We start from the raw sequence: 21,616 nt of genomic DNA, 5'->3' as shown, positions 1-21,616 counted from the left end.
CTGGGTTAGATGGTGCTCGAGGTGAGGGCCTGGCTGTCGGCCAGGAAGGGCATCGGCATCCAGCGCGACGACAACAGTGACTCCATGGCATTGCCGGGCAGCGGGCGCGACAGCAGGTAGCCCTGCGCCCGGTGGCAGCCGTGTCGCATCAGGGTCAGGGCCGCCGCGGGGGTTTCGACGCCCTCGGCCACCAGTTGCAGGTCGAACGCTTCGGCGAGACCGATGATCGCGCGGACAATCGCCAGATCGCGGCTGCTGGTGCCGAGATCGCGAACGAAGGACGTGTCGATCTTGAGGGTGTCGACCGGCAGCGATTTCAGGTGCGACAGAACGGCGTAACCCGTGCCGAAGTCGTCGATGGCGATTTGGACGCCGACTTCTTTCAACGCCTCAAGGGTTTTACGGGTGGTGTCGATGTCGCGTACGACAGCACGTTCGGTGATTTCCAGACATATCGAGCCTCCGTCGATACCGAATTCGTCGATGGTTTCGGCCACGCTGCTCACGAATCCTCGGCTGATCAATTGGCCCGGCGACACGTTGAGGCGAAGCGTGATGTTCTGCCCGACGCCGCGGGAACGCCATCGGCTGAATTCCGCGATGGCCTTACGCATCACCCATTTGCCCAAATCCCCGCCCAGATTGGCGGATTCAGCCACGCCGATGAACGACTCCGGTAGCAGCAGGCCCCACGTCGGATGCCGCCACCGCACCAGCGCTTCGGTGGCGACGATCGCGCCGGTCCACAGGTCGACCTCGGGCAGATAGTGCAGCAGCAGCGCGTCGTTGTCGATCTCGCCGCTCAGGTGAAGTTCGATGTCATTGCGGAACAGGCGTTGCAGCGACATGTCGTCGCTGGACACCGCGGCGCTGTTGCCGCCGGCACGTTTTGCTGACAGCACGGCCTCGTCCGCACGATGAAGGACGTCGCTGGTGGTGTCGCGTCCCGGCATGCCGACCGCGACACCCACGCTGACGGTGCGGGTGATCATGTGGCCGCCCAGTGTCATCCGATCACGCAGAGCGGTGCACAACTCCTCGCCGGTCTTCTGCGCCGTTTCGATCGACATCGATCGATCAGGCACGACGACGAACTCGTCGCCGCCGAGTCGGGCGGTCAAGCTCTTGGCGCCGGCCTTCAATCGAAGTTGCTCGGCGAATGTCCGGATGAACCAGTCACCGGCGGTGTGGCCGAGGTAGTCGTTGATCGACTTGAGGCGATCGAGGTCGAGGTAGAGCACCGGGACCGGACCGGGCCGACCCGGGGCGAGCCGTTCGGACAGATGCGCGATCAGTGCGCGGCGGTTGTGCAGACCGGTCAGATCGTCGTGCTCGGCGAGGTTGCGAAGTTTCTCTTCGGCCGTGATGCGGGCCTGCAGTTGCGCAAGCAGGGATGCGACCGTCTGAATAACGTTCAGCTCGTCGGTGCGCCATTTCTTGCGCCGGAATTTCATGCAGATCAGCTGGCCGGTGGTGACGCCCCCGGAGATCAATGGTGCTGCGGCTGCCGATGGCGAGGGAATCTTGGCGGCGTCGAGGCCCCATCGCTCCTGTGCGCCCGCGACCCAGCGTGCGTACGTGGGCTCGGACGGTTCCGGTCGAACAACCGTCAACTTCTTGCCGTTCTCGCACAACGACAGGATCGGGTCGGCGCTGCTGAAGTGGGCGACGGTCAGCCAATCCGGGACCGAGCCGTCTCGCCGCGGCGGCCAGAACGCGACCAGCTTGGACACCCTGACCTTGTGGTCGTTGTGGCGCAGGAATGCGGCGTCTATATCGAGATCCTCGACGAGTTCGGCAAGGACCTGTTCATTCACCGCGGCAACCGTCGACGCCGTCGTCTCCATCAGCCGGGTGGCGACGCGGGCGACCAGGTTGCGCGACAAGGTCTCCTCCGATGTTGAGGCGTAGCTCTGATGCCGCGTCTGAATTTGTGGCCTGGAAGTGTTAGGTGTCGGTCATTCGGTATCGAAACTGGAGCGCAGCAGTCCGGGAAGTATATACGCCGCGCTTGGCCGATGCCGGACTACACGATATGACGATTCCCGTTAAGACACCCCCACGCGAATGGACATTTTCGTCATCGAATGACCAGTGCGGACCACCAAATAAACTGCTTGATTTAACTCGCGCGCGGGTGTTCACTGGGTCGGTGACCGCAGCCAGAGTCCTGCGCAACGAGCGATCGACCGGCACCCGGGAATTGATTTTGTCCGCAGCTGAACGGTTGTTCGCCGAGCGCGGCATGTACGCGGTGTCGAACCGGCAAATCAGCGAAGCAGCAGGCCAGGGCAATAATGCCGCAGCGTGCTATCACTTCGGTAGCAGAACTGATCTGTTGCGCGCCATCGAGAGCAAACACCGGCTGCCCATCGAGGAATTGCGCGGACAGATGCTGGCCGGCATCGAGGGCTCGACCGAGTTGCGCGACTGGGTGGGAACTCTGGTGCGCCCGCTCACCGACCACCTGACCGCGCTGGGCACTCCGAGTTGGTATGCGCGCTTCGCCGCGCAGGCGATGGCTGACCCCACCTATCGGCAGGTGGTGACCAAGGACGCGCTCGGGTCGCCGATGCTCGTGCTGACCATCGACGGGATCAACCGCTGCCTGCCCGACCTGCCCAAGCGAGTCCGCTTCGAACGCATGGTGATGGCGAGGAATCTGCTGATGCACACCTGCGCCGAGCACGAAGGTCAACTGGCCGAGCACGGTCCGCGGGCGCGATCCAGCTGGCCGATCGCGGCTGAAGGACTGATCGACGCGATCGTCGGGCTATGGCGGGCACCGGTGCACCGCATCGTCGTGCGCGCCTCGTAGAAGGAGCGATATGTCTGACACCCTGACCGGTGACACAGCTGAGGCCGCGGCCGAGATCCCGAACTACCCGATGGCCCGGGCGGCGAGCTGCCCGCTGGCGCCCGCACCGGTTGCGCTGGAGCTCAACGCCGCCAAACAGCTGAGCAGAGTGCGGATTTGGGACGGCAGCACGCCGTGGCTGATCACCGGCTACGACGCGATCCGTTCGCTGTTCGCCGACTCGCGGGCGAGCGTCGACGACCGCAGGCCGGGTTATCCGCACTGGAACGAGGGCATGCTGGCAACCGTCGACAAGCGGCCCCGCTCGGTGTTCACCTCGGATGCCGAGGAGCACACCAGGTTTCGGCGCATGCTGTCCAAACCGTTCACCTTCAAGCGGGTCGAGGGCCTGCGCCCGGCCGTCCAGAAGATCACCGACGACCACATCGACGCGATACTCGCCGGCCCCAAGCCGGCCGATCTGGTTGAGACGCTGTCGCTTCCGGTTCCCTCGCTGGTAATCAGTCAGTTGTTGGGCGTGCCGTATTCGGACGCGGAGTTCTTCCAGGAGCAGGCATCCAGAGGGATGGGCCGCTACGCCACGGCCGAGGAGTCGGCCGAAGGCGCTACCGCGCTGGCGCGCTACATCGCCAAACTCGTTCGCGCCAAAATGGAGAACCCGACCGAGGACTTGGTGGGCGACCTGGCCGAGCGGGTCAACGCCGAGGAACTCAGCGTCCGCGAGGCGGCACAGTTGGCCACCGGCGTGCTGATCGCCGGTCACGAGACCACTGCGAACATGATCAGCCTGGCCATTGTCGCGCTACTGGAGCATCCCGATCAGCTGGCGCTGCTGCGCGATACCGACGATCCGAAGGAAATCGCCACTGCTGTCGAGGAATTGATGCGTTACCTGAGCATCATTCAGACCGGGCAGCGCCGGGTGGCCGTCGAGGACATCGCGGTCGCCGGCGAGGTGATCAAAGCCGGCGAGGGCATCATTCTCGATGTCCCGCCGGCCAACTGGGACCCTCGCCGCTACCCGCATCCCGATCAGCTGGATCTGCGACGGGAAGACAACCCGCACGTGGGCTTCGGCTACGGGCGACATCAGTGTGTGGGGCAGCAACTGGCCCGGATGGAGTTGCAGATCGTGCTGCACACGCTGTTTCGGCGTATCCCGACGTTGCAGCTCGCCGTGCCCGTAGAGCAGCTGCCGTTCAAGCACGACGCCCTGGCCTACGGAATTTACGAACTACCCCTGACGTGGTGACCAACCCGCCGGATTTGTCGCTGGTCGTGCCCGACCTGTCGGGCCGGCTGGCCGTGGTGACCGGAGCCAACAGTGGCCTGGGATTCGGCCTGGCCCGGCGACTGGCCGCGGCGGGCGCCGACGTGGTGATGGCAATCCGCAACCGGGCCAAGGGCGAAGCCGCGATCAACAAGATCCGCGCCGACGTTCCCGACGCCAAGCTGACCATCCGACAGCTCGACCTGGCGTCGCTGAAAAGCGTTGTGGCGCTGGGGGAAGAGTTGATGGCCGAGGGCCGGCCGGTCGACGTCCTGATCAACAACGCGGGAGTGATGACGCCACCGCGGCGTGAGCAGACCGACGATGGGTTCGAGCTGCAGTTCGGCGCCAACCATCTCGGTCACTTCGCGCTGACGGCGCTGCTGCTGCCGCTGCTGCGTGCCGCAGAGTCGGCACGGGTGGTGAGCGTCAGCAGCCTGGCCGCGGGGCAGAGCAATATCGATTTCGACGACCCCAATGCGCAGCGCGGCTATAAACCGATGCATTCCTACGGGATCGCGAAACTCGCGCAGTTGATGTTCGCCGTCGAGCTCAATCGGCGCAGCGAAGCCGGCGGTTGGGGGGTGCTGTCCAATGCGGCCCATCCCGGGCTGAGCAAGACAAACCTGCTCAGCGGGGAGTCGTTCATCAGGGGCAGGCCGACACTGGGGGCACGGTTGGCCCGGCTGTCGTGGCGGTTGGTGCCGTTCATGTGGCTGGATATCGACGAGGGCATCAAACCCACGCTGTACGCCGCGGTGTCGGCTGACGCCCACGGCGGCGCGTACTACGGACCCCGCGGCCTCTACGAAAGTGCCGGAGGCGGAGTGACTTTGGCGAAGATGCCGAAGATGGTGCGCAGTATGGCCGACAGCGAGCGGCTGTGGCAGCTCTCCGAACACCAGACCGGCGTCAGCTTTCCGCCGTAACCAAACCCGGACCACGTCAATGAGGAAGTGGTAGCAATGGCGTTCGTCGGACGCGACCGGCCGGCCGTTTTCGGCACCGCGGTAGAGAAATCCGGACTCTCCATACCGCAGCTGTCCAAAGAGTTAATCTGCAAGTATCTGTCTGATCTGAAACTGATTGGTGCGCTGGAACAATGACTAATGCCACTGTGCTTTATCCACCTGAAGGCTTCGGTGCGCCGAAGAATCGCCGCGGCCACGCCCGAGGCGACGTCGGACTTCCGGCGGGCACCGAAGTGTTCTCCGCCGACACTCACATTTCCCTGGCCGCCGATATCTTCTACGAACGTCTCCCCGACGACCTCAGGGACGGCGCGCCGCGGATCTGGTACGAGGACGGCGCCTACCAGATCGGCCACCAGGGCCAGTCGTTCCTGCCCGACGTGTTCACCGCGGTGCTGATGCAGTACGACGATCTGGCTGGCGCGGCCACCGACAACATCGAAGCCCGGGTGCGCGAACTGCACGAAGACGGGGTCGACCGGGAACTGGCCTTCCCCAACGCGCTACTGGCCATGTTCGGCTTCCCGGACAAGCCGATGCGCGAACGCGTCTTCCGGATCTACAACGAGTACATCGCCGATCTCCAGGAACGCTCTAACGGCCACTTCCTTGGTGTGGGCTTGATCAACTGGTGGGATCCGGCTGGCGCCCAGCGGACACTTGCCGAGCTGAAATCACTTGGCCTGAAAACGTTCTTGCTGCCGCTCAACCCGGGCAACGACGCCGACGGCGTCATGATGGACTACGCGTGCCGCGCGATGCGCCCGGTGTGGGATGCGATCGAGGAGTCCGGCCTGCCGGTGACACACCACATCGGCGAAACCCCGCCGAAGGCGCCCTGCGAAGTCAACAACGTCGCGGTGGCCATGATGGTCAACATCGACGGATTCCGGGAAATGTTCTCCAAGTACATCTTTGGCGGCATCCTCGACCGCCACCCCAGCCTGCGGATCGGCTGGTTCGAAGGCGGGATCGCCTGGATTCCGCCGGCCCTGCAAGACGCCGAGCACGTTCTCGCGTCCTACCAGCACATGCTGGACCACCGGTTGGATCATGACATCCGGTACTACTGGGACACTCACATGAGCGCCTCGTTCATCGTCGACCCGCTCGGACTCAGCCTGATCGAACAGATCGGTGTCGACAAGGTGATGTGGTCTTCCGACTATCCGCACAACGAAAGCAGTTTCGGATATTCCGAGCAGTCGCTGGCCGCGGTCGTGGAAGCGGTCGGACCGGACAACGCCGCCAAGATCGTCAGCGGCAACATCACGAAATTCCTGGGTCTGCCATGACGGTCGCCACCAGCACGCCGAGTTTCGTCATCCCCGACGAGCCCGATCGGGCGCGCATGCACCGCGAGACCAACGCGCGACTGCGCGCGGCGATGGCCGATCACGGCGTCGACGCGCTGATCCTTCTGATGAACGACAACGTGGTGTACGCGACGGGCGCGAGTTGGCCGGTCCTGGATGCCGGGTTATCGCACGTCGAGCGACCGGTCGCCATCGTGCTGGCCGACGACGAACACCCGCACCTGTTCTACCCGTTCCGAGAAGGCGCAGCGTCCGAGTCGCAAGTACCCGACGATCACCGGCACGATGCGCTGTATCTCGAATTGGACGAGGGCGTTGAGCAATTCGCACGGGTGATCGGCGACCTGATACCGGCCGGTGCCGCTGTCGCGGTCGACGAGATCACCGGCGCCATGCGACGAGCCGCGGATCGTGTCTTCCCCGGCGGTCCACCGTCGGATGCCTCGGTCGTCGTCGGGGCGGCGAATCTGGTCAAGACACCCGACCAAATCGCTTGCCTGCGCATGGCCATTCGCATCACCGAACAGGCGATGGTCGATGTACAACAGCAGCTGGCACCCGGTGTGCGGCAGACCGATCTGTCGGCCAGACTGGTGCGCCGGGTCTTCGAACTGGGTGCGACGGCCAACATGTTGGAGGCGATCTGGCAGGTGATGCCGCCGTCACGCGCCGAGGGTGTGTGGACGACGCACGGCGACCTCGCGCTGCCATTGCTGACCAACGAACGCGAACTCGCCCGGGGTGACGTCCTGTGGACCGACATCAGCATCAGCTACGCCGGATACTGCTCGGATTTCGGTCGCACCTGGATCGTCGGGGACACGCCGTCGCCTCGTCAGCAGGCGCAGTACCAGCAGTGGCAGCACATCCTCGACGCAGTGCTGAAGGTGACGAAAGCCGGCGCGACATCTGGTGATCTCGCGCGCGCGGCGATCGCCGCGAACGGTGGCAGCAAGCCATGGCTGCCGCACTTCTACCTTGGCCACGGCATCGGCACCTACCCTGCCGAACAGCCGATGATCGGCACCGACCTGGGCTCGGAATACGACGACAACTTCGTCTTCCCGGTCGGCATGACGCTGGTGCTCGAGCCGGTGGTGTGGGAAGACGGCACCGGCGGTTACCGAAGTGAGGAGGTCGTGGTCATCACCGACGACGGCTATATCCGGCTCACCGACTACCCCTACACGCCCTATGGCGAGCAGACGTGAGCACTGAGGTTTTGCCCGACGCAAGGGATTTGCGGATCGGGCGGCGGGAACGCGCGCTGGCGCAGATGGAAGCCCACGACATCGACATCCTGGTGCTGGGTCGCCAGGCCAACGTCCGCTATGTGACCGGTGCACCGCAGCTGTGGATCGGCGGAACGCGGCCGTTCGGTCCGGTCTGCGTGGTGGCGCGCGCCAGCGGCGAAATCCATCTGATGAGCACCGACGACGAGGGCGTACCCGAGGAGATCGGCCGCGATAGGCTCTACGGCCTGGCCTGGAATCCGATGACGTTCATCGACGTGCTGAAGAACATCGACAGCGCGTCGACGGCGCGTCGGGTCGGAACCGACGCGATATCACCGACTTTCGGCACGCTGCTGCCGATGGCCTTCCCGAACGCCGAATTCGTCGACGGGGAGCAGGCGATGCTGGCGGCGCGGCGGGTCAAGACGTCCGACGAGATCGCGGCGATGTCCGCCGCGCTGCGAGTGGCCGAGATGGGAATCGCCGCAGCCGTCGCCGAATTGCGGCCCGGGCTATCCGAGCAGACATTGGCCGGTGCGGTGCTCGAAGCGATGGCCGCCGGCGGAGTCAGCACGCCGGCCACCCAGGACGCCGCATGGGTGACCTCGAAAGAACACCCCTGGCGACGCGCACATGGCGACGGGCAGCTGCGTGCGGGCGACCTGATCGCGTTTTCCGCCGGCGCCCTGGCCGACGGCTATGTCGCCGAGGTGGCCCGGACCTGGCCGGTGGGCGACGCCAACGGCTCGACGACCCGGCTGTATGAACGCTCGAACCGGCTGTGGGACAAGCTTATTGCGGCCTGCCGGCCCGGAGACAAAGCCAGCGGTCTGCTCGCCGCTTACGACGACGCCGGTGAGCCGCTGCCGCCGATGGCGGTCGCGCACGGGCTGGGGCTCGGTTTCGACCCACCGGTGGTGTCCCGACAGCTTCCAGCCACGGCCGCTGCCGAACACCTGGATCCGGGTATCGTGCTGGCGCTCACCGGCTACGTGTGGCAGGAGGGCGTCGGCGGAGTGCTTCGCCGCGACGCCGTCCTCATCACCGACGACGGGCCGGAGGTACTGACCGCCAGCCCGTCATGGCATTGACGCCGTGTCGAGGATCTGACCGAACTGCCTTGATTCCCAGAGGTTCAGCGCATTGGTGAACATCTGCAGCGGGGCCCGGACGCTCTCGTCGTTTTTGATGGGCGGATCTTTCCGGGTCAACGTCGCAGCGGCGTCGCCGAACCGCGACCGGATCAGCGCGGGCACGTCGAGTAACCAGGCGACCGCCATGACCCCGACGTACAGCATGATCTGGTCGTGCAGCGCGGGCACGCTGAGATCCGGCCAGCCGCAACCGCGGACCTCTGCGGCGAACAACTCCAGTAGCTCGTCGAAATGGTCGTTCCACAACCCGGTTTCGGCGCCCGACAACGCTCCCCACAGTGCCATCGCCACGTTCATCCGGCCGGCGCATCCCCAGTCCATCAGTCCGCAGTGCAACACGTCATCGGTATCACGCCAGAACCAGGCGTTGTCGATGTTGGCGTTCCAGTGGCACAGCGCGATGTAGTCCGGGTCGCCGGCCAGCCCGTCCCAGATCGCCGCCTCGTGCCGCAGATATCGGGGCGCTTCGTCTCGTAGGCGCGTGATGAATTGCGGTGAGCAGACATTGGCGGGCAGCAGTCCGGGGCAGGTCTGTGCGAATCGGGCGAGTTGGTCCAGTCGCCGGTGCAGCTTTTCGGGGGACATCGACACCCGCTCACCGACCTGTGCGCTCTGCATGTCGATCGGGAACCGTGCGGCGTGGGCGGCCGACAGGGGGTAGCCGGCCAGTCGGCCCAGCGCCGACACCAATGCCCGGTAGTGCTCGAGCGGGTCGGGCATCTGGTAGTCCAGGCACTTGTGGTACTGACGCTCGATACCGTTGGCGCCAAATTGGATTCGTTCGGTGATCAGGATCCCGGTGCCGCTGTCGCGGTGATAGTCGGCGAACAACACGTCCGGCACGGTGATCGGAAATCCGGGTTCACGGGACAGGGCGGCGAAGAGGACTTCGGATTCCATCTGGGTTTTCCCGCGGTCGCGGATCGGATCGTCGAGGTCGCGGGAGAACTTCACGAACAGGTCGGTGGGAGCGCCGGACGGAGTGTCGTACGCAACGCGCAGCAGGGCCTTGCGGCCGGTGCTTCCGCCCGCGAAGTCGTCGCACTGGCTGATCCGCTCGACGGTGTGACCGGCGCCCAGTGCGCCGGAGGCCCGGAACGCCTGGGTGAGAAATGTTGTGCCGGAGCTACGCAACGTCGCGGGGTCAGCCGGTATTGACAGGCCGAAGTGATCGCCGGTGGCCCATTGCTGGGTCATTACCAGGTCTGCTCGGCGGCCCGGACCAGCATGTGATTGACGGCGACTCTGCGGTTTCGGGTGACGACGTACAGTACGGCGTCGGCGATGTCCTCGGGCGCCAACTTGACCATGCCGGCGGTCTGGCGGTCGAACGCCTCACGCCGGTCCGGTGGCAGGTGGTCGCTGATCTCTGTGTCGACGGTCCCGGGCCCTACTACTCCGACGCGGACGCGCTTACCGATCAGTTCCTGTCGGATGCCCTCGCTGAACGCGTTCACCCCGAATTTGGTCAGCGAATAGACCGCGGTGCCTGGCCGGGCGACCCAGCCGGCGGTTGAGCTGATGGTGACCAGATCGGCGACGCCGCGCGGCGAGTCCGCGGCTGCGTCGATCAAGTGGGGGATGGCGGCCCGCGTCACGTAGAGCACCCCTTGCACGTTGACGCGCACCAGGTCGTCCCAATCCTGAAGTGGCGCTTCGACGGCCGGTGCCATCCGCATCAGCCCGGCGTTGTTGACCACGGTGTCCAGGCGTCCCAGCTCGTGAACGATGCGTTGCACCGCCGCACCGACCTGGTCGGCGTCGGTCACGTCGGCCGGCACCGCCAGCGCGGTGCCGCCGGCCGATTCGATGTCGGCTTTGACCTCGTCCAGCCGATCGGCGCGGCGGGCCATCAGCGCGACGGCGGCGCCCTGAGCGGCCAGTGCCGCTGCCGTCGCGGCGCCGATACCGCTGCTGGCGCCGGTCACCAGCGCCACCGTGCCGGCCAGCTCAGTCATCTGCGCCGCTCCTCCTCATCGCTGCGCTCTGAATCGTCGCCGCCGCCGTCATGTCCCCTCCATCGCGTGCGAACCGAGGATCTCGTCACGAACATAGTCGTCGTGCTCACCGAGGTCGGGCGCACCGCGGGCGATTTCGGCCTCGACGGCCGACATCCGCCACGGCGCGGCGAGCACCGGGCGTTGGCCCTCGCGGTGATCGCTGACGAAGCGGAAGAGCTCGCGATCCCACAGCAGCGGATCGCTGATGATGTCGGTGGCCGTCGCACTCTTGCCCGCCGGCACACCTGCGGCCCGAAGTTGTTGCGCCAGTTGACTCGCATCGCGGTGCCGGATGAAGTTGGCGATGTCGTGGTCGAGCGCATCAGTGTGCTGGAGCCGATCCGGCATCCTCTGGTATCGCTCGTCATCGAGCAGCGCGGCGGCGCCAAGCACGTCACACAGCGAGCGCCACTGCATGTCGTCGGCGACCGCAATGCTGATCCAGTCCCCGCCGGAGCACGAATAGCAGCCGTGCGGCGCCATGTCGGCATGCCGGTTGCCATCCGGCAGCAGCTGCGTGCCGGTCAATTCTTGTTCGAGCAGGCAGTCGCCGATCATCGTCGACAGCGTCTCGACCGCTGACACGTCGACGAATTGGCCCTCGCCGGTCAGGTCGCGGTGCAGCAGCGCCACGATGGCCGCGAACGCGGCGGCGGCGCCGACGGTCGAGTCGCCGTAGCGCATGCTGGTGCCCAGCGGGGGCCCACCCGGATAGCCCACCAGCGACGCCATGCCGGCCAGAGCGGCGAAGCACGGCGCGTAGCCGGTCTGGTAACCGAGCGGCCCGTCGTTACCCCACATCTTGATCGACACCGAGATGATGTCCTGCTTAGCGGTTTTCAGCTGGTCGTAGCCGAGCCCCATCCGCTCCATCGCGCCGGGTCGCAGGTTGTTGATGACAATGTCGCTCTGCGCGATCAGCTCGGTGAGCCGGTCCAGATCCACCGTCGACTTGAGGTCGAGTTCGACGCTGAGCACTTCGGGATTGATGGATAGGAAGTACGGGGCGTGGTTGATATCGGTGCCGCCGTAGGCGCGCATCTCGTCGGGGTGGGTCGAGCTTTCCACTTTGATCACCTCGGCACCGAGAAACGCCAGTAATTTACCGGCGTAGGGGCCGGCCCACACTTTGGTGAGCTCCACGACGCGAACGCCTTCCAGCGGACCGCCGCGTGAAAACTTGGGCAATTTGAGTTGTCCCACTGACAGTTTCGCTACCGGACGCGGTGCGTCGAGGCCGCCCAGGATCTCAGCGGTGTGTTGCCCCAATCCGGGCGCGGGGCTGCTGATGCGCGCCGGCGATGCGGTGAGCAGATACGGCACGCCGGGGTAGGACGCGTGCCCCAGCACCGGGTGGGTGACCTCGTGGAAGAAGCCGCGATGCCGGTACTGCGTCGAATTCTTCAGATCGGCGGCACTTCTCACCGGAACCAAGGGGACACCCAGTCGCTGGGCCTCCTCGGATGCGGAATCTTTGGTCAGGCCGCGGACCCACTCGGCGAAGCCGTTCCGGAATGTCGCAACCTTCTCCGGGGTGACCGAGAACTCCAGCCAATCATCGTCGAATGCGTCGAGCCAGTCTGGTTGGCCCATCAGCCGTTTCAGGGCCGACCAGTGGTTACCGCTGGTCATGTACAGGTAGACGAACCCGTCGGCGCAGGCGAAGAAGGAGGCCGGGCCCTGCTGGTCGTAGTCGTCGCGGGTGTTCTCCGGGGAGACCTCACCGGTGATGAACCTGCCCAGCACGCAGTCGGCACGCGACGCCAGCACCGCGTGTGCCGACACGTCGATGGACTGGCCGCCGCCGGTGTGCAGATGCCAGAACAGCGACGACGCGACACAGAGTGCCGCGTCGAGCCCGGCCTCGTAGTCGGCGAGGAAACGACCCGGTCCCTTCAGCGGCGGCTTGGCCGCATCGGCGTGGCTGGGTGTGTGGTATCCCCACCCGCTGCTGTGAAAGACATTGAGGCTCTTCGCGTTGTGCAGTTCCGGTGGTGCCTGTGCGCCGAAGGGCGTGACCGAGCAGAACACCACACCCGGGTGACGAGTAGCGAGTTGGCGCACCGGTAGCTCGCCGACGACGGCGTCGGCGGTCGCGATGATCTGATGCAAGAGCTCAGTCTCGTCGACGTCGAGTTCGACCGAACGCTTGTTGGTGTTCAGGTAGGCGAACAGCGCACTTCGCTCCGGGCCGCCGCCGGCACCGACGATCGGGGCCATCGCCCGGGTCGGGCTACCTCGACCCGGACGTTCGACCTTGATCACCTCGGCGCCGAAGTCCGCGAGAAGCTTGCCGCAGTATTCTCCGGCAACCGATTCGGCAAGCTCGACGATCCTGAAACCCGTCAACGCCGACATGTGCGACCCCGAGACGTCAGGGCTTGGCACGCCCCGAGCGGCTCAGCCGCCACTCGGGCGGGAAGTTCAAGTCGTTGTCCTTCACGACGTTGTTGAGACCCTTCTCGAAAGTGCCGCCGGTGAGGTCGACTTCTTCCGCGTCGTTCTTGATCAACGGCAGCATGCCTTCGACCATGCCGGTCAGCAGGCTGCCGAAGTACTCACCCTTGTGCTGCTTGTACAACTCGAGGAACGTCTTCTGCACCGCGACGGTGTCGGTCGGGCGGGACCGCGAGCACGCCAGCGCGTACTTCTCGGTCTCGGCCTCCAGCTTGTCGCGGGGCACCACGCTGTTGATGAAGCCGCACTCGTACATTTCCTTGGCGGTGAAAGGCCGCCCGGTGAACAGCATTTCGGAGAACTTACGCAGGCCCATCGTCTCGGCCCACCACCACAGCCGCGGGCCCCACCCAACGTAGCGGAATGCCGGATGGCCGAACAACGCGTCGTCGGAGGAGATCACCAGGTCGGCGTCACCGGCCTGGTAGAAGTGCCAGCCGTAGCAGTACCCCTTGGCCTCGATGATGCTGATCTTCCTAAGCTCCTGCAGCGGGCGGTTTCCGGCGCGGGCCTTGGCGTAGAAGTCGGTGACGGTCGACAGGTAGCGGTAGGAGCCGCCGGGCGGGTATTTGACGTCGTCGTCGTTGATCGCCAGCTCGTGATGCAGCGGCAGGCCGGGATTCTCGAGCATGGGACGCTGTTCGGGCAGATCGCCGCCGCTGCCGAAATCGTCACCCTCGCCACGGATCACGACGACCTTCACGTCGTCGTCGACATTGCACTTGTGGATCAGGTCGGCGTAGTTCTGCCGCATGCCCAGGCTGGTGGCATTCTGGGCCTCGGGACGGTCGAAGGTGATGTAGGCGATCCGGTTCTTCTTGTCCTTCTCGAACCTGATGTACTGCTCGGCTTCCTTCTTCAGCTTTTCGTAGTCGAACTCAACCATTAGTCATCTCCAGTCTTGATTGTTGATTATTTGAGCAAGCTGCCCGCGTCGACGGGAAGCGAAACGCCTGTGATGTAACGGGATTCATCAGAGGCAAGAAACAGCACGGCATTACTGATGTCTACCGGTTCCACCCAGGGCACCGGCAACGTGTGCATCATCTGCGAGATCGGCGCGAAGTCCTCCGGCCCCGGGTTCTCTTTGTGTGGCGCGAACAGCCGAAAGGTGTTTTCGTTCATCACCATTGTGGTGGCGACCTGGGTGGGTAGCACCGAGTTGACCCGGATCATGTGCTGGCCGAGTTCGACGGCGAAGGTGCGCATCAGGCCGATGACACCGTGCTTGGCGGCGATGTAGTGGCCGGTGTTCGGGTAGGCCTTGCGCCCGCCGACCGAGCTGGTGAGCACGATCGACCCGCCGCTGCCGCCCGAAAGGATATGCGGCACGCCCGCTTTCACCGTGTGCCACACGCCGCTGAGGTTGATGTCGATCATGTCTTGCCAGACGTTCTCACGAATCTTGTGCAGCGGCCTGCCGTCGGTACCCACGCCGGCATTGGCGACGATGATGTCGAGGCGGCCGAGTTGTTCGACACCGCTGTCGACCGCGGCCTTGAGCCCGTCGTAATCGCGGACCTCGACCTGAGCGGTGACGATGCGCCGGTCCAGATTCTTGACCAGGTCGGTGGTCTCGGCCAGATCCTCGGGCGTCGAATGGGGGTAGGCCAGATTGTCGATCGGCCCGCAGACATCGACGGCGATGATGTCGGCACCTTCCTGGGCCAGTCGCACGGCGTGGCTGCGGCCCTGCCCGCGGGCCGCGCCGGTGATGAACGCGACCTTGCCCTCGACGCGGCCGGTCATGGCGTGGAAGCCGGCATCGACTCCCACCCCCGCACCGTCGACGTCGGGCTGAGCCGGGCGTTCGCCAAGTCGACGTCCCACTCAGGGAAGCGCTTGAGCAGCTCCTCGAGGGCGACGCGCCCTTCCAGTCGGGCCAGCGCCGACCCGAGGCAGAAGTGCGTGCCGACGCTGAACGCGAGGTGCTGACGGAGTGGACGGTGGATGTTGAACTCTTCACTGTCCGAGCCGAATTGGCGTGGGTCGTGGCAGGCGGCGCCGATCAGCATCATCATCACGCTGCCTTCGGGCACCGTCTGGCCGTGGAAACTGACGTCGCGCGCGACGTACCGTGCTGCGTGCGGAGCGGGCGGTTCGAACCGCAGCAGTTCCTCGATGGCTTGCGGTATCAGCGCCGGGTCATCGACCAGTTCGCGGCGCTGGTCTGGGTGTTCGGCGAGAACCTTTCCGGCCCAACCGATCAGGCGGGTCGTGGTCTCGTTGCCCGCGCCCGCGACGACGTTGAGGTAGATCAGCAGTTCGTCGCGGGTCAGGCGGCGGGTGGCACCGGTCTCGTCGACGAACTCGACATTGAGCAGTTCGGTCATGATGTCGTCGGATGGGTGCTCGGCGCGCCAATCGATGTAGGCGGCGAAGATCTCACCGGTGGCCAGGCCATGTTCATGGTCCATGGGTTTGCCGGCTTCGGTGCGCATCTGCCGGTTGGTGTGGTCGCGGATGAATTCCTGGTCGTCCTCCGGGATGCCGAGCAGCATGCTGATGACTTTCATCGGCATCTGGGCGCCGAGGTCGGCGACGAAGTCGATGTGCCCGGTGCCGATCAGCGGATCCAGCGACTCCGCGCAGAAGTCGCGGATCTGCGTCTCCAGCGCAGCGATCTTGCGCGGGGTGAACATGCGCGCCAGCAATTTTCGGTGGATGTCGTGGATCGGCGGATCTTCCATGATCAGCAGGCCCGGGGGAATGTCAAGGTTGGCCTTGATCAACTCCAGAATGATGCCGCGCGCTGAACTGAATGTCGCGTGATCGACCAGACCCTTGTCGACGTCGTCGAATCGGCTCAGCGCATAGAAGTCGTGCTGGGCGTTGTAGTACAGCGGCGCCTCTTCGCGCAGGCGGCCGAACATCGGATAGGGGTTGGCGTTGAGGACGACGTCATAGGGGTCGTAGTAGACATCCTCGACGTCGTGAGCCTCTGTGTCGGTGCTCATCGCCACGAAACTTGCCTTTCGCCACAACTTTCCGAGATTCGGATGTGCCGGATACCGGCGTGGGTGTCGTCAGTCTGTCAGCGTGTGCGACGGTTCGGGCGATTTGTACCTTCTGCTTAATAGAACCGCGCTCGTCGGCTTACCGGCGACCGATTAACTCTATTGCCGTAGAGAACCACACGGGCCGGTATTGAGCAAGAACTCCGCTCTTATCGCCGCGGCAGCGATCGCGTCAAGGGCGGCTGCAGCACGGCGCCGTCGTGGGTGAGCCGGCCCCGCTGGTCGCTGCGCAGGATGCCGGTGACGATCGCCGCCAGGACGGCGTCGAGTTGTTCGGGGCTGTCGATGATCCGATCGCCGTGCACGAACCGGAGCATGAGCCCGTTGATGAAGGTCAGTGTCACGTTGCTGAGATCGTCCACGACATCGGGATCCAGATCCGCGCCGTGCGGCAGCAGCTGCACCAGGATGTCGTGGTGCATTTTGGTGAAAGCGTCGGTGGCGCGTTGCAGGGTCGCGGCGATGACCGGATCCCGGGTGGCCTGAATGGTCAACTCATAGCGCGCTTTGGTGAGCTTCAGCTGCGGGTCGACGCCGGACTGGATGACGACTTTGGCCAGCGTCGAGGCCGACGCCCCGTCGTCGAGGCCCGGGCTGTCGGCGACGGCCTGCAGCGCCGCCAAGTCGAGTTCGACCATCCGCTCGGCGATCGCGTGCAGCAACGCCGAGCGGGTGCGGAAGTAGAACGAGGTCGTGCCGTCGGGCACGCCGGCGCGGCCGTCGACTTTCAGGTGGCTCAGGCCCTTGGCGCCGTCATCGGCAAGCAGCTGGATCGCCGCGTCGCAGAGCTCGCGGCGACGTTGGTCCGGATTGGGTTTGCGTCGTTTTTGTATGCGGGCAGTGTAGCGGCCACCCACCCGCGGTTTAGATGTCAAAGCTGATCCCAGGGTGAGTTAGGTTGTCGTCCGAGATCAGGCTACTCTATATTCGTAGTGTAAGCCCGAGAATTGCGTAACCCGTCGAACGGACTTCATGTGGCCGCTCCCGCCAGCCCGCTCCCTCAACTGCACCGCCCCGCTCGTCTGCCCCGCGCAGCGTCGGCGCGAACGCCCGCCGCGGACTTCGGCCGGTACCAGTTTCAGGTGGTGGCCGCCGACATCGCCGACGCGGTGACGTCGATCGGCGGCCTGATCTTCGATCGGGCGATGGCGGGGTGGGACGTGTCCGTCGTCGTCGACGGTGATCACGTCATCGACGACCGGCCCGTCAGGATTCTGGGCGCCCGGGTGACGCTCGTGCCGGACCGACTGGCGGTGCTGCCCGCGCCGCAGATGCTCGCGGTCGCCGGTGACGTGATCGTGAAGAGCGAAGCCGTCCGCCGGCAGGTTCTCGCCGCGGGCGAGGACGCCGTGACCGAGGTGCTGCTCTGGGGCCGAGCCCACCCGCCGAGCCTGAACTGCAAATACATTCCGGTCCGGCACCGGCCGAGCGCGGCCGCCCAGGTGTTCAAATCACACGCCATGGCCGCCGGGGGAGCGACCGTCGCCGAAGCCGCCGATGAGGGTTTCTACTCCATGGTCTGACCGTCAACCGGGCTTGGCGGCGGTGACGAACTGCAGTGAGCGCTGGGTCTGCTGCTGCACGTCGACCAGACCCGACGACGTGAACAGTTCGGTGAACGCGTGTCGCTCGAACATCTGCAACCCGATCACGCGGGCGCCCGCATTCATCGCCTTACGCACCGGCGCTGGCTGCCCGGCGTAGCTGGTCAGTATCGCCACCCGACCGCCCGGCCGCAGCACCCGGACCATCTCGTGAGCCACCAGGAACGGCTCGGGCATCAGATACAGCGCGCCGAAACAGCAGACGGCGTCGAAGGTTTCGTCGCCGAACGGCAGCGTCCCCGCATCGCCGCGGACGTAGCAGGTACGTGACCCGCTGTTGTCCAGCACGGCGCGGGTCAGCATCGGCACCGAGATGTCCAACCCGACGGCCAGGCCGTCGTCGGGCAGTCGTCTGGCCAGCTGACCGGTGAAATTGCCTGGTCCACAGGCGATGTCGAGCAGCCGGTGCGCGCCGGAGAGTGCCAGCGCCTCGGCCGCGCGGCTTTGCTCAGCGCCGGTGGTGACACCGCTGGCGACGTAGAACGCCACCGGGCGCCACACGCGCTCGTACACGGTGGCGACCAGCGGACTGTTCATCGCCCGCTGCGCCAGCGTCGGTGTCTCGCTGACGACCGACTTGCCTAGCACGTCGAGAAAGCCGTGCCGCAGGGTGGCCGGGCGGTCGAGCAAATCGCGGGTTGTCTGGAGCGGATCTGCGGTGCTAGCCATGCCGTGAGTCTGACGCGCGGCCCGTCGTGATGCGCATTCGGGGCGCGTCCTTGCAGCGCTACGATCGCAACCCATAACCTGGGCAGCATCGAACCGCGACCGGACAGGGGCGGCATTGTGACCGAACTGACCGCGCTACGCGCCGTCGAACTCGCCGCACTGGACATCTTCAAGGGATGTCCTGCCGAGGACTTGATGCCGCTGGCGGCCAGCCTGCAGCCGTTGGAAGCCGTTGCCGGTCAGACCCTGATGCAGCAGGGCGAGCAGGCGGTGTCCTTTCTATTGATCTCGTCGGGAACGGCCGAGATCAGGCATGTCGCCGACGACGACACGGTGACCGTCGAGGAGGTGTCGGACGGAATGATCGTCGGTGAGATCGCACTGCTGCGCCACATTCCGCGGACCGCGACGGTCACCACCACCGAACCGCTGATCGGGTGGATCGGCGACAGCGACGCGTTCGCGCGATTGGTGCACATCCCCGGGATCATGAGCCGGTTGGTACGCACGGTCCGTCAGCGACTCGCAGCGTTCGTCACGCCGATCCCGGTACGGGTTCGCGACGGGACGGAGTTGCTGCTTCGGCCGGTGCTGCCCGGCGACAGCGCGCGAACCCTGCAGGGGCACGTCCGATTTTCCAGCGACACCCTCTATCGGCGATTCATGTCGGCGCGCGTGCCGAGCACGGCGCTGATGGACTACCTGGCCGAGGTCGACTACGTCGACCACTTCGTCTGGGTGATGACCGACCTCGACGGCAACCCGATGGCGGATGCCCGTTTCGTGCGAGAGGATCACGATCCCACCGTCGCCGAGATCGCGTTCACCGTCGCCGACGAGTATCAGGGGCGCGGAATCGGCTCGTTTCTGATTGACGCGCTGTCCATCGCGGCCCGGGTCGCCGGAGTCGAAAAGTTCACCGGCCGCATGCTTGCCGACAACGTCGCGATGCGCACGATCATCGATCACTACGGCGCGGTCTGGCACCGCGACGACGTCGGGGTTGTCACCTTCATCGCCGACGTTCCCGATCCGCATCGTTCGCCGTTGGGCAGAGACATGGCCGCCGAGATCAACCACTCTGCACGCCAAGTCATTCGGGCCGTCAACTAGCATGCGACGATCGGTCGTGGCGGCAGCGGTCCTGCTGCTCACTGGGTGTACTCACCCCGCTGAACGTGCGCCCGCGCCGTCGGCCAAACCGGCGACTCGTCACATCGACCCCGGCAACATCAGGCGGGTGCGACGCGACCTACCGTCCGGTTACGAAGTGCACGCTGCGTCCGGAATTACTGCACCGCAGTCGATTTGGGGCATCGGTGCGGGTGGTTCGGCCAGTCCCAGGCGCTGCGGTGCACTGGCGGATCCGGCAGCCGGTCGCGGTCAAACCGCTCAGGGCATTTCGGGATCGGGTGCCGGTGGCACGATCTACGCGATGGTGGTGGCCGCGCCGACGGGCCCGGTGGGGCTGGACCAGTCGCTGACCGGCCAATGCCGGCAGTGGAGCATGACCGGCAAGCGTGCCGTCGCACGCGTTCACCTTGTCGACGCGCCGCACATCGACGGAGCCGAAACCCTCGGCATGGCAGCCGAAATCACCACTTCGGTGGAGGGCGGCAATCAAATCGTCTCCCGGGCAGACACTTTCACCGCATACTTGGGCGACTACTACGCGTTCACCACGTTGATCAGTGACCCGGGGTCGCCGAATCCGGCACTGACTCCGCAGTTCACCGCCGACCTGTTGGCGAAAACCGTGTCGGCCTTACGCGGCTGATAGGCGTGCGTTAGATTGAGGCCAATGATGCGGACGGCTGCAGCTATCGGATGTGTCTGCCTGATGGCGGCGTGTTCATCGCACGGATCATCGGAGACCGTGACTGCCGATATCACCAAGATTTCGCAGGTGAAGTCGTTGTTCGGCCCGGAATACAAGATCAAGGACGTCCCGAAGACTGCCATCGATCCCAAGGTGCTGTCCACGCATAAACTTCCGCCGGGCCTGACGTTCCACCCACCCGACTGCTCGTCGTTCGTGGTCGGTGAGGACATGCCCGCGGGCCTGCAGGGCAACATGGCCGCGGTGGAGGCCGAAGGACACGGCAACCGCTACATCGCGATGGCGGTGCAGACCTCAGCCCCGATTCCGTTCAGCGACCCGGGCCGCAACTGCCAGAAGGTGGCGTTCGAAGGGGGCCGCGTCCGTGGACTCATCGAAGTCGTCGACACCCCGCAGATCGATGGGACGCGCACCCTTGGAGTGCACCGGGTCATCCAGACTGTCGTGCAGGGAAAGCCGCGCAGCGGCGAACTGTACAACTACACCGCGCATTTCGGCGACTATCAGGTGATCGTCACCGCCAATGCGGTGACGGTCCCCGGCCAACCCGCCTCGCCCGTAGACACCAAGCGAGCGTGCGACCTGCTCGTCAAGTCGGTCGCCTTGACCAAGGGCTGACGACTAGCGAACGTCTCTGGGCCGGAACTGGATACTGACCCGCGGCCCGATGCACGCCGACGTTTTCGGCACCGAGTGCTCCCAGGTCCGCTGACACGAGCCGCCCATCACCAACAGGTCACCGTGCGCCTGCGGCAGCCGCAACGACGGGCCACCACCGCGGGGCCGCATTGCGAAAGTGCGCGTAGCGCCGAGGCTGACGATCGCCACCATGGTGTCCTGCGTGCTGGCTCGGCCGATGGTGTCGCCGTGCCAGGCCACGCTGTCGGAGCCGTCGCGATACCAGCACAGGCCCACGGTGGTGAACGGCTCGCCGAGTTCGCCGGCGTAGATGTCGTTGAGCCGGCGGCGAAGCCGGGCCAATCCGGGATGTGGCGGGTCGGTGACGGTGAAATCGTGGAAACTCACCAGACGGGGAACATCGAGGACGCGGTCATACATCTGGCGCCGTTCGGCGCGCCACGGAACCGCTTCCAGCAACTCGCCCAACAGCTCGTCGACGCCGGTCAACCATCCGGCGCGGATGTCGATCCACGCCCCGTCGCCCAGTGATCTGCGGTCGTTCGCTTCGAACAACGACTCCTGTACCGCGATCGTCACGGCGCCGAGTCTATCGCACAATTGTTCGATTTTCGCGTGGCGGTACG

General features: G+C 65.3%; 21 protein-coding genes. 11 read left to right on the top strand and 10 right to left on the bottom strand.

The features are described from left to right. Positions 1–5: 5 nt before the first annotated feature. Positions 6–1,847, bottom strand: a complete 1,842-nt coding sequence (locus G6N27_RS11115) for a putative bifunctional diguanylate cyclase/phosphodiesterase (protein WP_163781661.1) — start codon at positions 1,845–1,847, stop codon at positions 6–8. Between the two features lie 290 nt (positions 1,848–2,137). On the opposite strand from G6N27_RS11115, the gene G6N27_RS11110 reads away from it, so the two are divergent. The 7 genes from G6N27_RS11110 to G6N27_RS11080 are packed head-to-tail and all read left to right on the top strand — an operon-like array spanning position 2,138 to position 8,701. Continuing rightward, positions 2,138–2,818: a TetR family transcriptional regulator gene (locus G6N27_RS11110; protein WP_163776378.1), complete on the top strand. Its 681-nt coding sequence runs from the start codon at positions 2,138–2,140 to the stop codon at positions 2,816–2,818. 10 nt (positions 2,819–2,828) lie between these two features. Further along, a complete protein-coding gene (locus G6N27_RS11105; protein WP_163776377.1) occupies positions 2,829–4,070 on the top strand; it encodes a cytochrome P450 in 1,242 nt (413 codons plus the stop codon). Next, a complete protein-coding gene (locus tag G6N27_RS11100; protein ID WP_372513048.1) occupies positions 4,064–5,017 on the top strand; it encodes an SDR family oxidoreductase in 954 nt (317 codons plus the stop codon). The genes G6N27_RS11105 and G6N27_RS11100 overlap by 7 nt, the downstream gene beginning before the upstream one ends. A 36-nt stretch (positions 5,018–5,053) precedes the next feature. Further along, entirely contained in the window at positions 5,054–5,194 is a 141-nt protein-coding gene (locus G6N27_RS11095) for a hypothetical protein (protein WP_163776375.1), read from the top strand. Further along, positions 5,191–6,354 (top strand): amidohydrolase family protein, encoded by a 1,164-nt coding sequence (locus G6N27_RS11090; protein ID WP_163776374.1) that lies wholly within the window; start codon positions 5,191–5,193, stop codon positions 6,352–6,354. Before G6N27_RS11095 ends, G6N27_RS11090 begins: the two co-directional genes overlap by 4 nt. Next, a complete protein-coding gene (locus G6N27_RS11085; protein ID WP_232064960.1) occupies positions 6,351–7,586 on the top strand; it encodes a M24 family metallopeptidase in 1,236 nt (411 codons plus the stop codon). Before G6N27_RS11090 ends, G6N27_RS11085 begins: the two co-directional genes overlap by 4 nt. Further along, positions 7,583–8,701 (top strand): M24 family metallopeptidase, encoded by a 1,119-nt coding sequence (locus tag G6N27_RS11080; protein ID WP_163776373.1) that lies wholly within the window; start codon positions 7,583–7,585, stop codon positions 8,699–8,701. Before G6N27_RS11085 ends, G6N27_RS11080 begins: the two co-directional genes overlap by 4 nt. On the opposite strand, the gene G6N27_RS11075 is transcribed toward G6N27_RS11080, so the two are convergent. The 7 genes from G6N27_RS11075 to G6N27_RS11045 form a co-directional block, all read right to left on the bottom strand. After that, positions 8,690–9,961 (bottom strand): hypothetical protein, encoded by a 1,272-nt coding sequence (locus G6N27_RS11075; protein ID WP_163776372.1) that lies wholly within the window; start codon positions 9,959–9,961, stop codon positions 8,690–8,692. The genes G6N27_RS11080 and G6N27_RS11075 overlap by 12 nt on opposite strands. Continuing rightward, positions 9,961–10,722, bottom strand: coding sequence for an SDR family NAD(P)-dependent oxidoreductase (locus G6N27_RS11070; protein WP_163776371.1), 762 nt, complete (start codon positions 10,720–10,722; stop codon positions 9,961–9,963). Before G6N27_RS11070 ends, G6N27_RS11075 begins: the two co-directional genes overlap by 1 nt. A 48-nt stretch (positions 10,723–10,770) precedes the next feature. Next, entirely contained in the window at positions 10,771–13,122 is a 2,352-nt protein-coding gene (locus G6N27_RS11065; RefSeq protein ID WP_163781658.1) for a CaiB/BaiF CoA transferase family protein, read from the bottom strand. Between the two features lie 16 nt (positions 13,123–13,138). Further along, positions 13,139–14,107, bottom strand: a complete 969-nt coding sequence (locus tag G6N27_RS11060; protein ID WP_163776370.1) for an enoyl-CoA hydratase/isomerase family protein — start codon at positions 14,105–14,107, stop codon at positions 13,139–13,141. A 26-nt stretch (positions 14,108–14,133) separates the two neighbouring features. After that, positions 14,134–14,970 carry a mycofactocin-coupled SDR family oxidoreductase gene (locus G6N27_RS11055; protein WP_163781655.1) on the bottom strand — a complete coding sequence of 279 codons (837 nt, stop codon included), beginning with the start codon at positions 14,968–14,970 and terminating at the stop codon, positions 14,134–14,136. Next, the gene (locus tag G6N27_RS11050; RefSeq protein WP_163776369.1) at positions 14,967–16,178 is read right to left on the bottom strand and encodes a cytochrome P450; all 1,212 of its coding nucleotides are present in this window, start codon (positions 16,176–16,178) and stop codon (positions 14,967–14,969) included. The genes G6N27_RS11055 and G6N27_RS11050 overlap by 4 nt, the downstream gene beginning before the upstream one ends. A gap of 209 nt (positions 16,179–16,387) precedes the next feature. Beyond that, entirely contained in the window at positions 16,388–17,071 is a 684-nt protein-coding gene (locus G6N27_RS11045; RefSeq protein ID WP_163781653.1) for a TetR/AcrR family transcriptional regulator, read from the bottom strand. A gap of 141 nt (positions 17,072–17,212) precedes the next feature. Between G6N27_RS11045 and G6N27_RS11040 the strand changes: the two genes are divergently transcribed. Then, positions 17,213–17,761 (top strand): hypothetical protein, encoded by a 549-nt coding sequence (locus G6N27_RS11040; protein ID WP_163776368.1) that lies wholly within the window; start codon positions 17,213–17,215, stop codon positions 17,759–17,761. Between the two features lie 3 nt (positions 17,762–17,764). Here G6N27_RS11040 and G6N27_RS11035 read toward each other — a convergent pair whose 3' ends face one another. Then, positions 17,765–18,511 (bottom strand): class I SAM-dependent methyltransferase, encoded by a 747-nt coding sequence (locus G6N27_RS11035; protein WP_163776367.1) that lies wholly within the window; start codon positions 18,509–18,511, stop codon positions 17,765–17,767. 117 nt (positions 18,512–18,628) lie between these two features. Here G6N27_RS11035 and G6N27_RS11030 point away from each other — a divergent pair, with 117 nt between their 5' ends. From G6N27_RS11030 to G6N27_RS11020, 3 genes are read left to right on the top strand one after another with little or no spacing between them, the layout of a single operon-like run. Then, positions 18,629–19,624, top strand: a complete 996-nt coding sequence (locus G6N27_RS11030) for a GNAT family N-acetyltransferase (protein WP_232064958.1) — start codon at positions 18,629–18,631, stop codon at positions 19,622–19,624. Position 19,625: 1 nt separating this feature from the next. Continuing rightward, the gene (locus G6N27_RS11025) at positions 19,626–20,288 is read left to right on the top strand and encodes a DUF5642 family protein (protein ID WP_163776366.1); all 663 of its coding nucleotides are present in this window, start codon (positions 19,626–19,628) and stop codon (positions 20,286–20,288) included. Between the two features lie 24 nt (positions 20,289–20,312). After that, positions 20,313–20,969, top strand: coding sequence for a DUF5642 family protein (locus tag G6N27_RS11020; RefSeq protein WP_163776365.1), 657 nt, complete (start codon positions 20,313–20,315; stop codon positions 20,967–20,969). Positions 20,970–20,972: 3 nt separating this feature from the next. Here the strand turns inward: G6N27_RS11020 and G6N27_RS11015 are convergent, their stop codons facing one another. Further along, the gene (locus G6N27_RS11015) at positions 20,973–21,569 is read right to left on the bottom strand and encodes an alpha-ketoglutarate-dependent dioxygenase AlkB (protein WP_179963373.1); all 597 of its coding nucleotides are present in this window, start codon (positions 21,567–21,569) and stop codon (positions 20,973–20,975) included. Positions 21,570–21,616 lie beyond the last annotated feature (47 nt).

Source organism: Mycobacterium cookii (assembly GCF_010727945.1).
GTDB classification, from domain to species: Bacteria; Actinomycetota; Actinomycetes; order Mycobacteriales; family Mycobacteriaceae; genus Mycobacterium; species Mycobacterium cookii.
The sequence above is the reverse complement of the archived record's forward strand: the minus strand, read 5'-3'. Positions and strand labels throughout refer to the sequence as shown.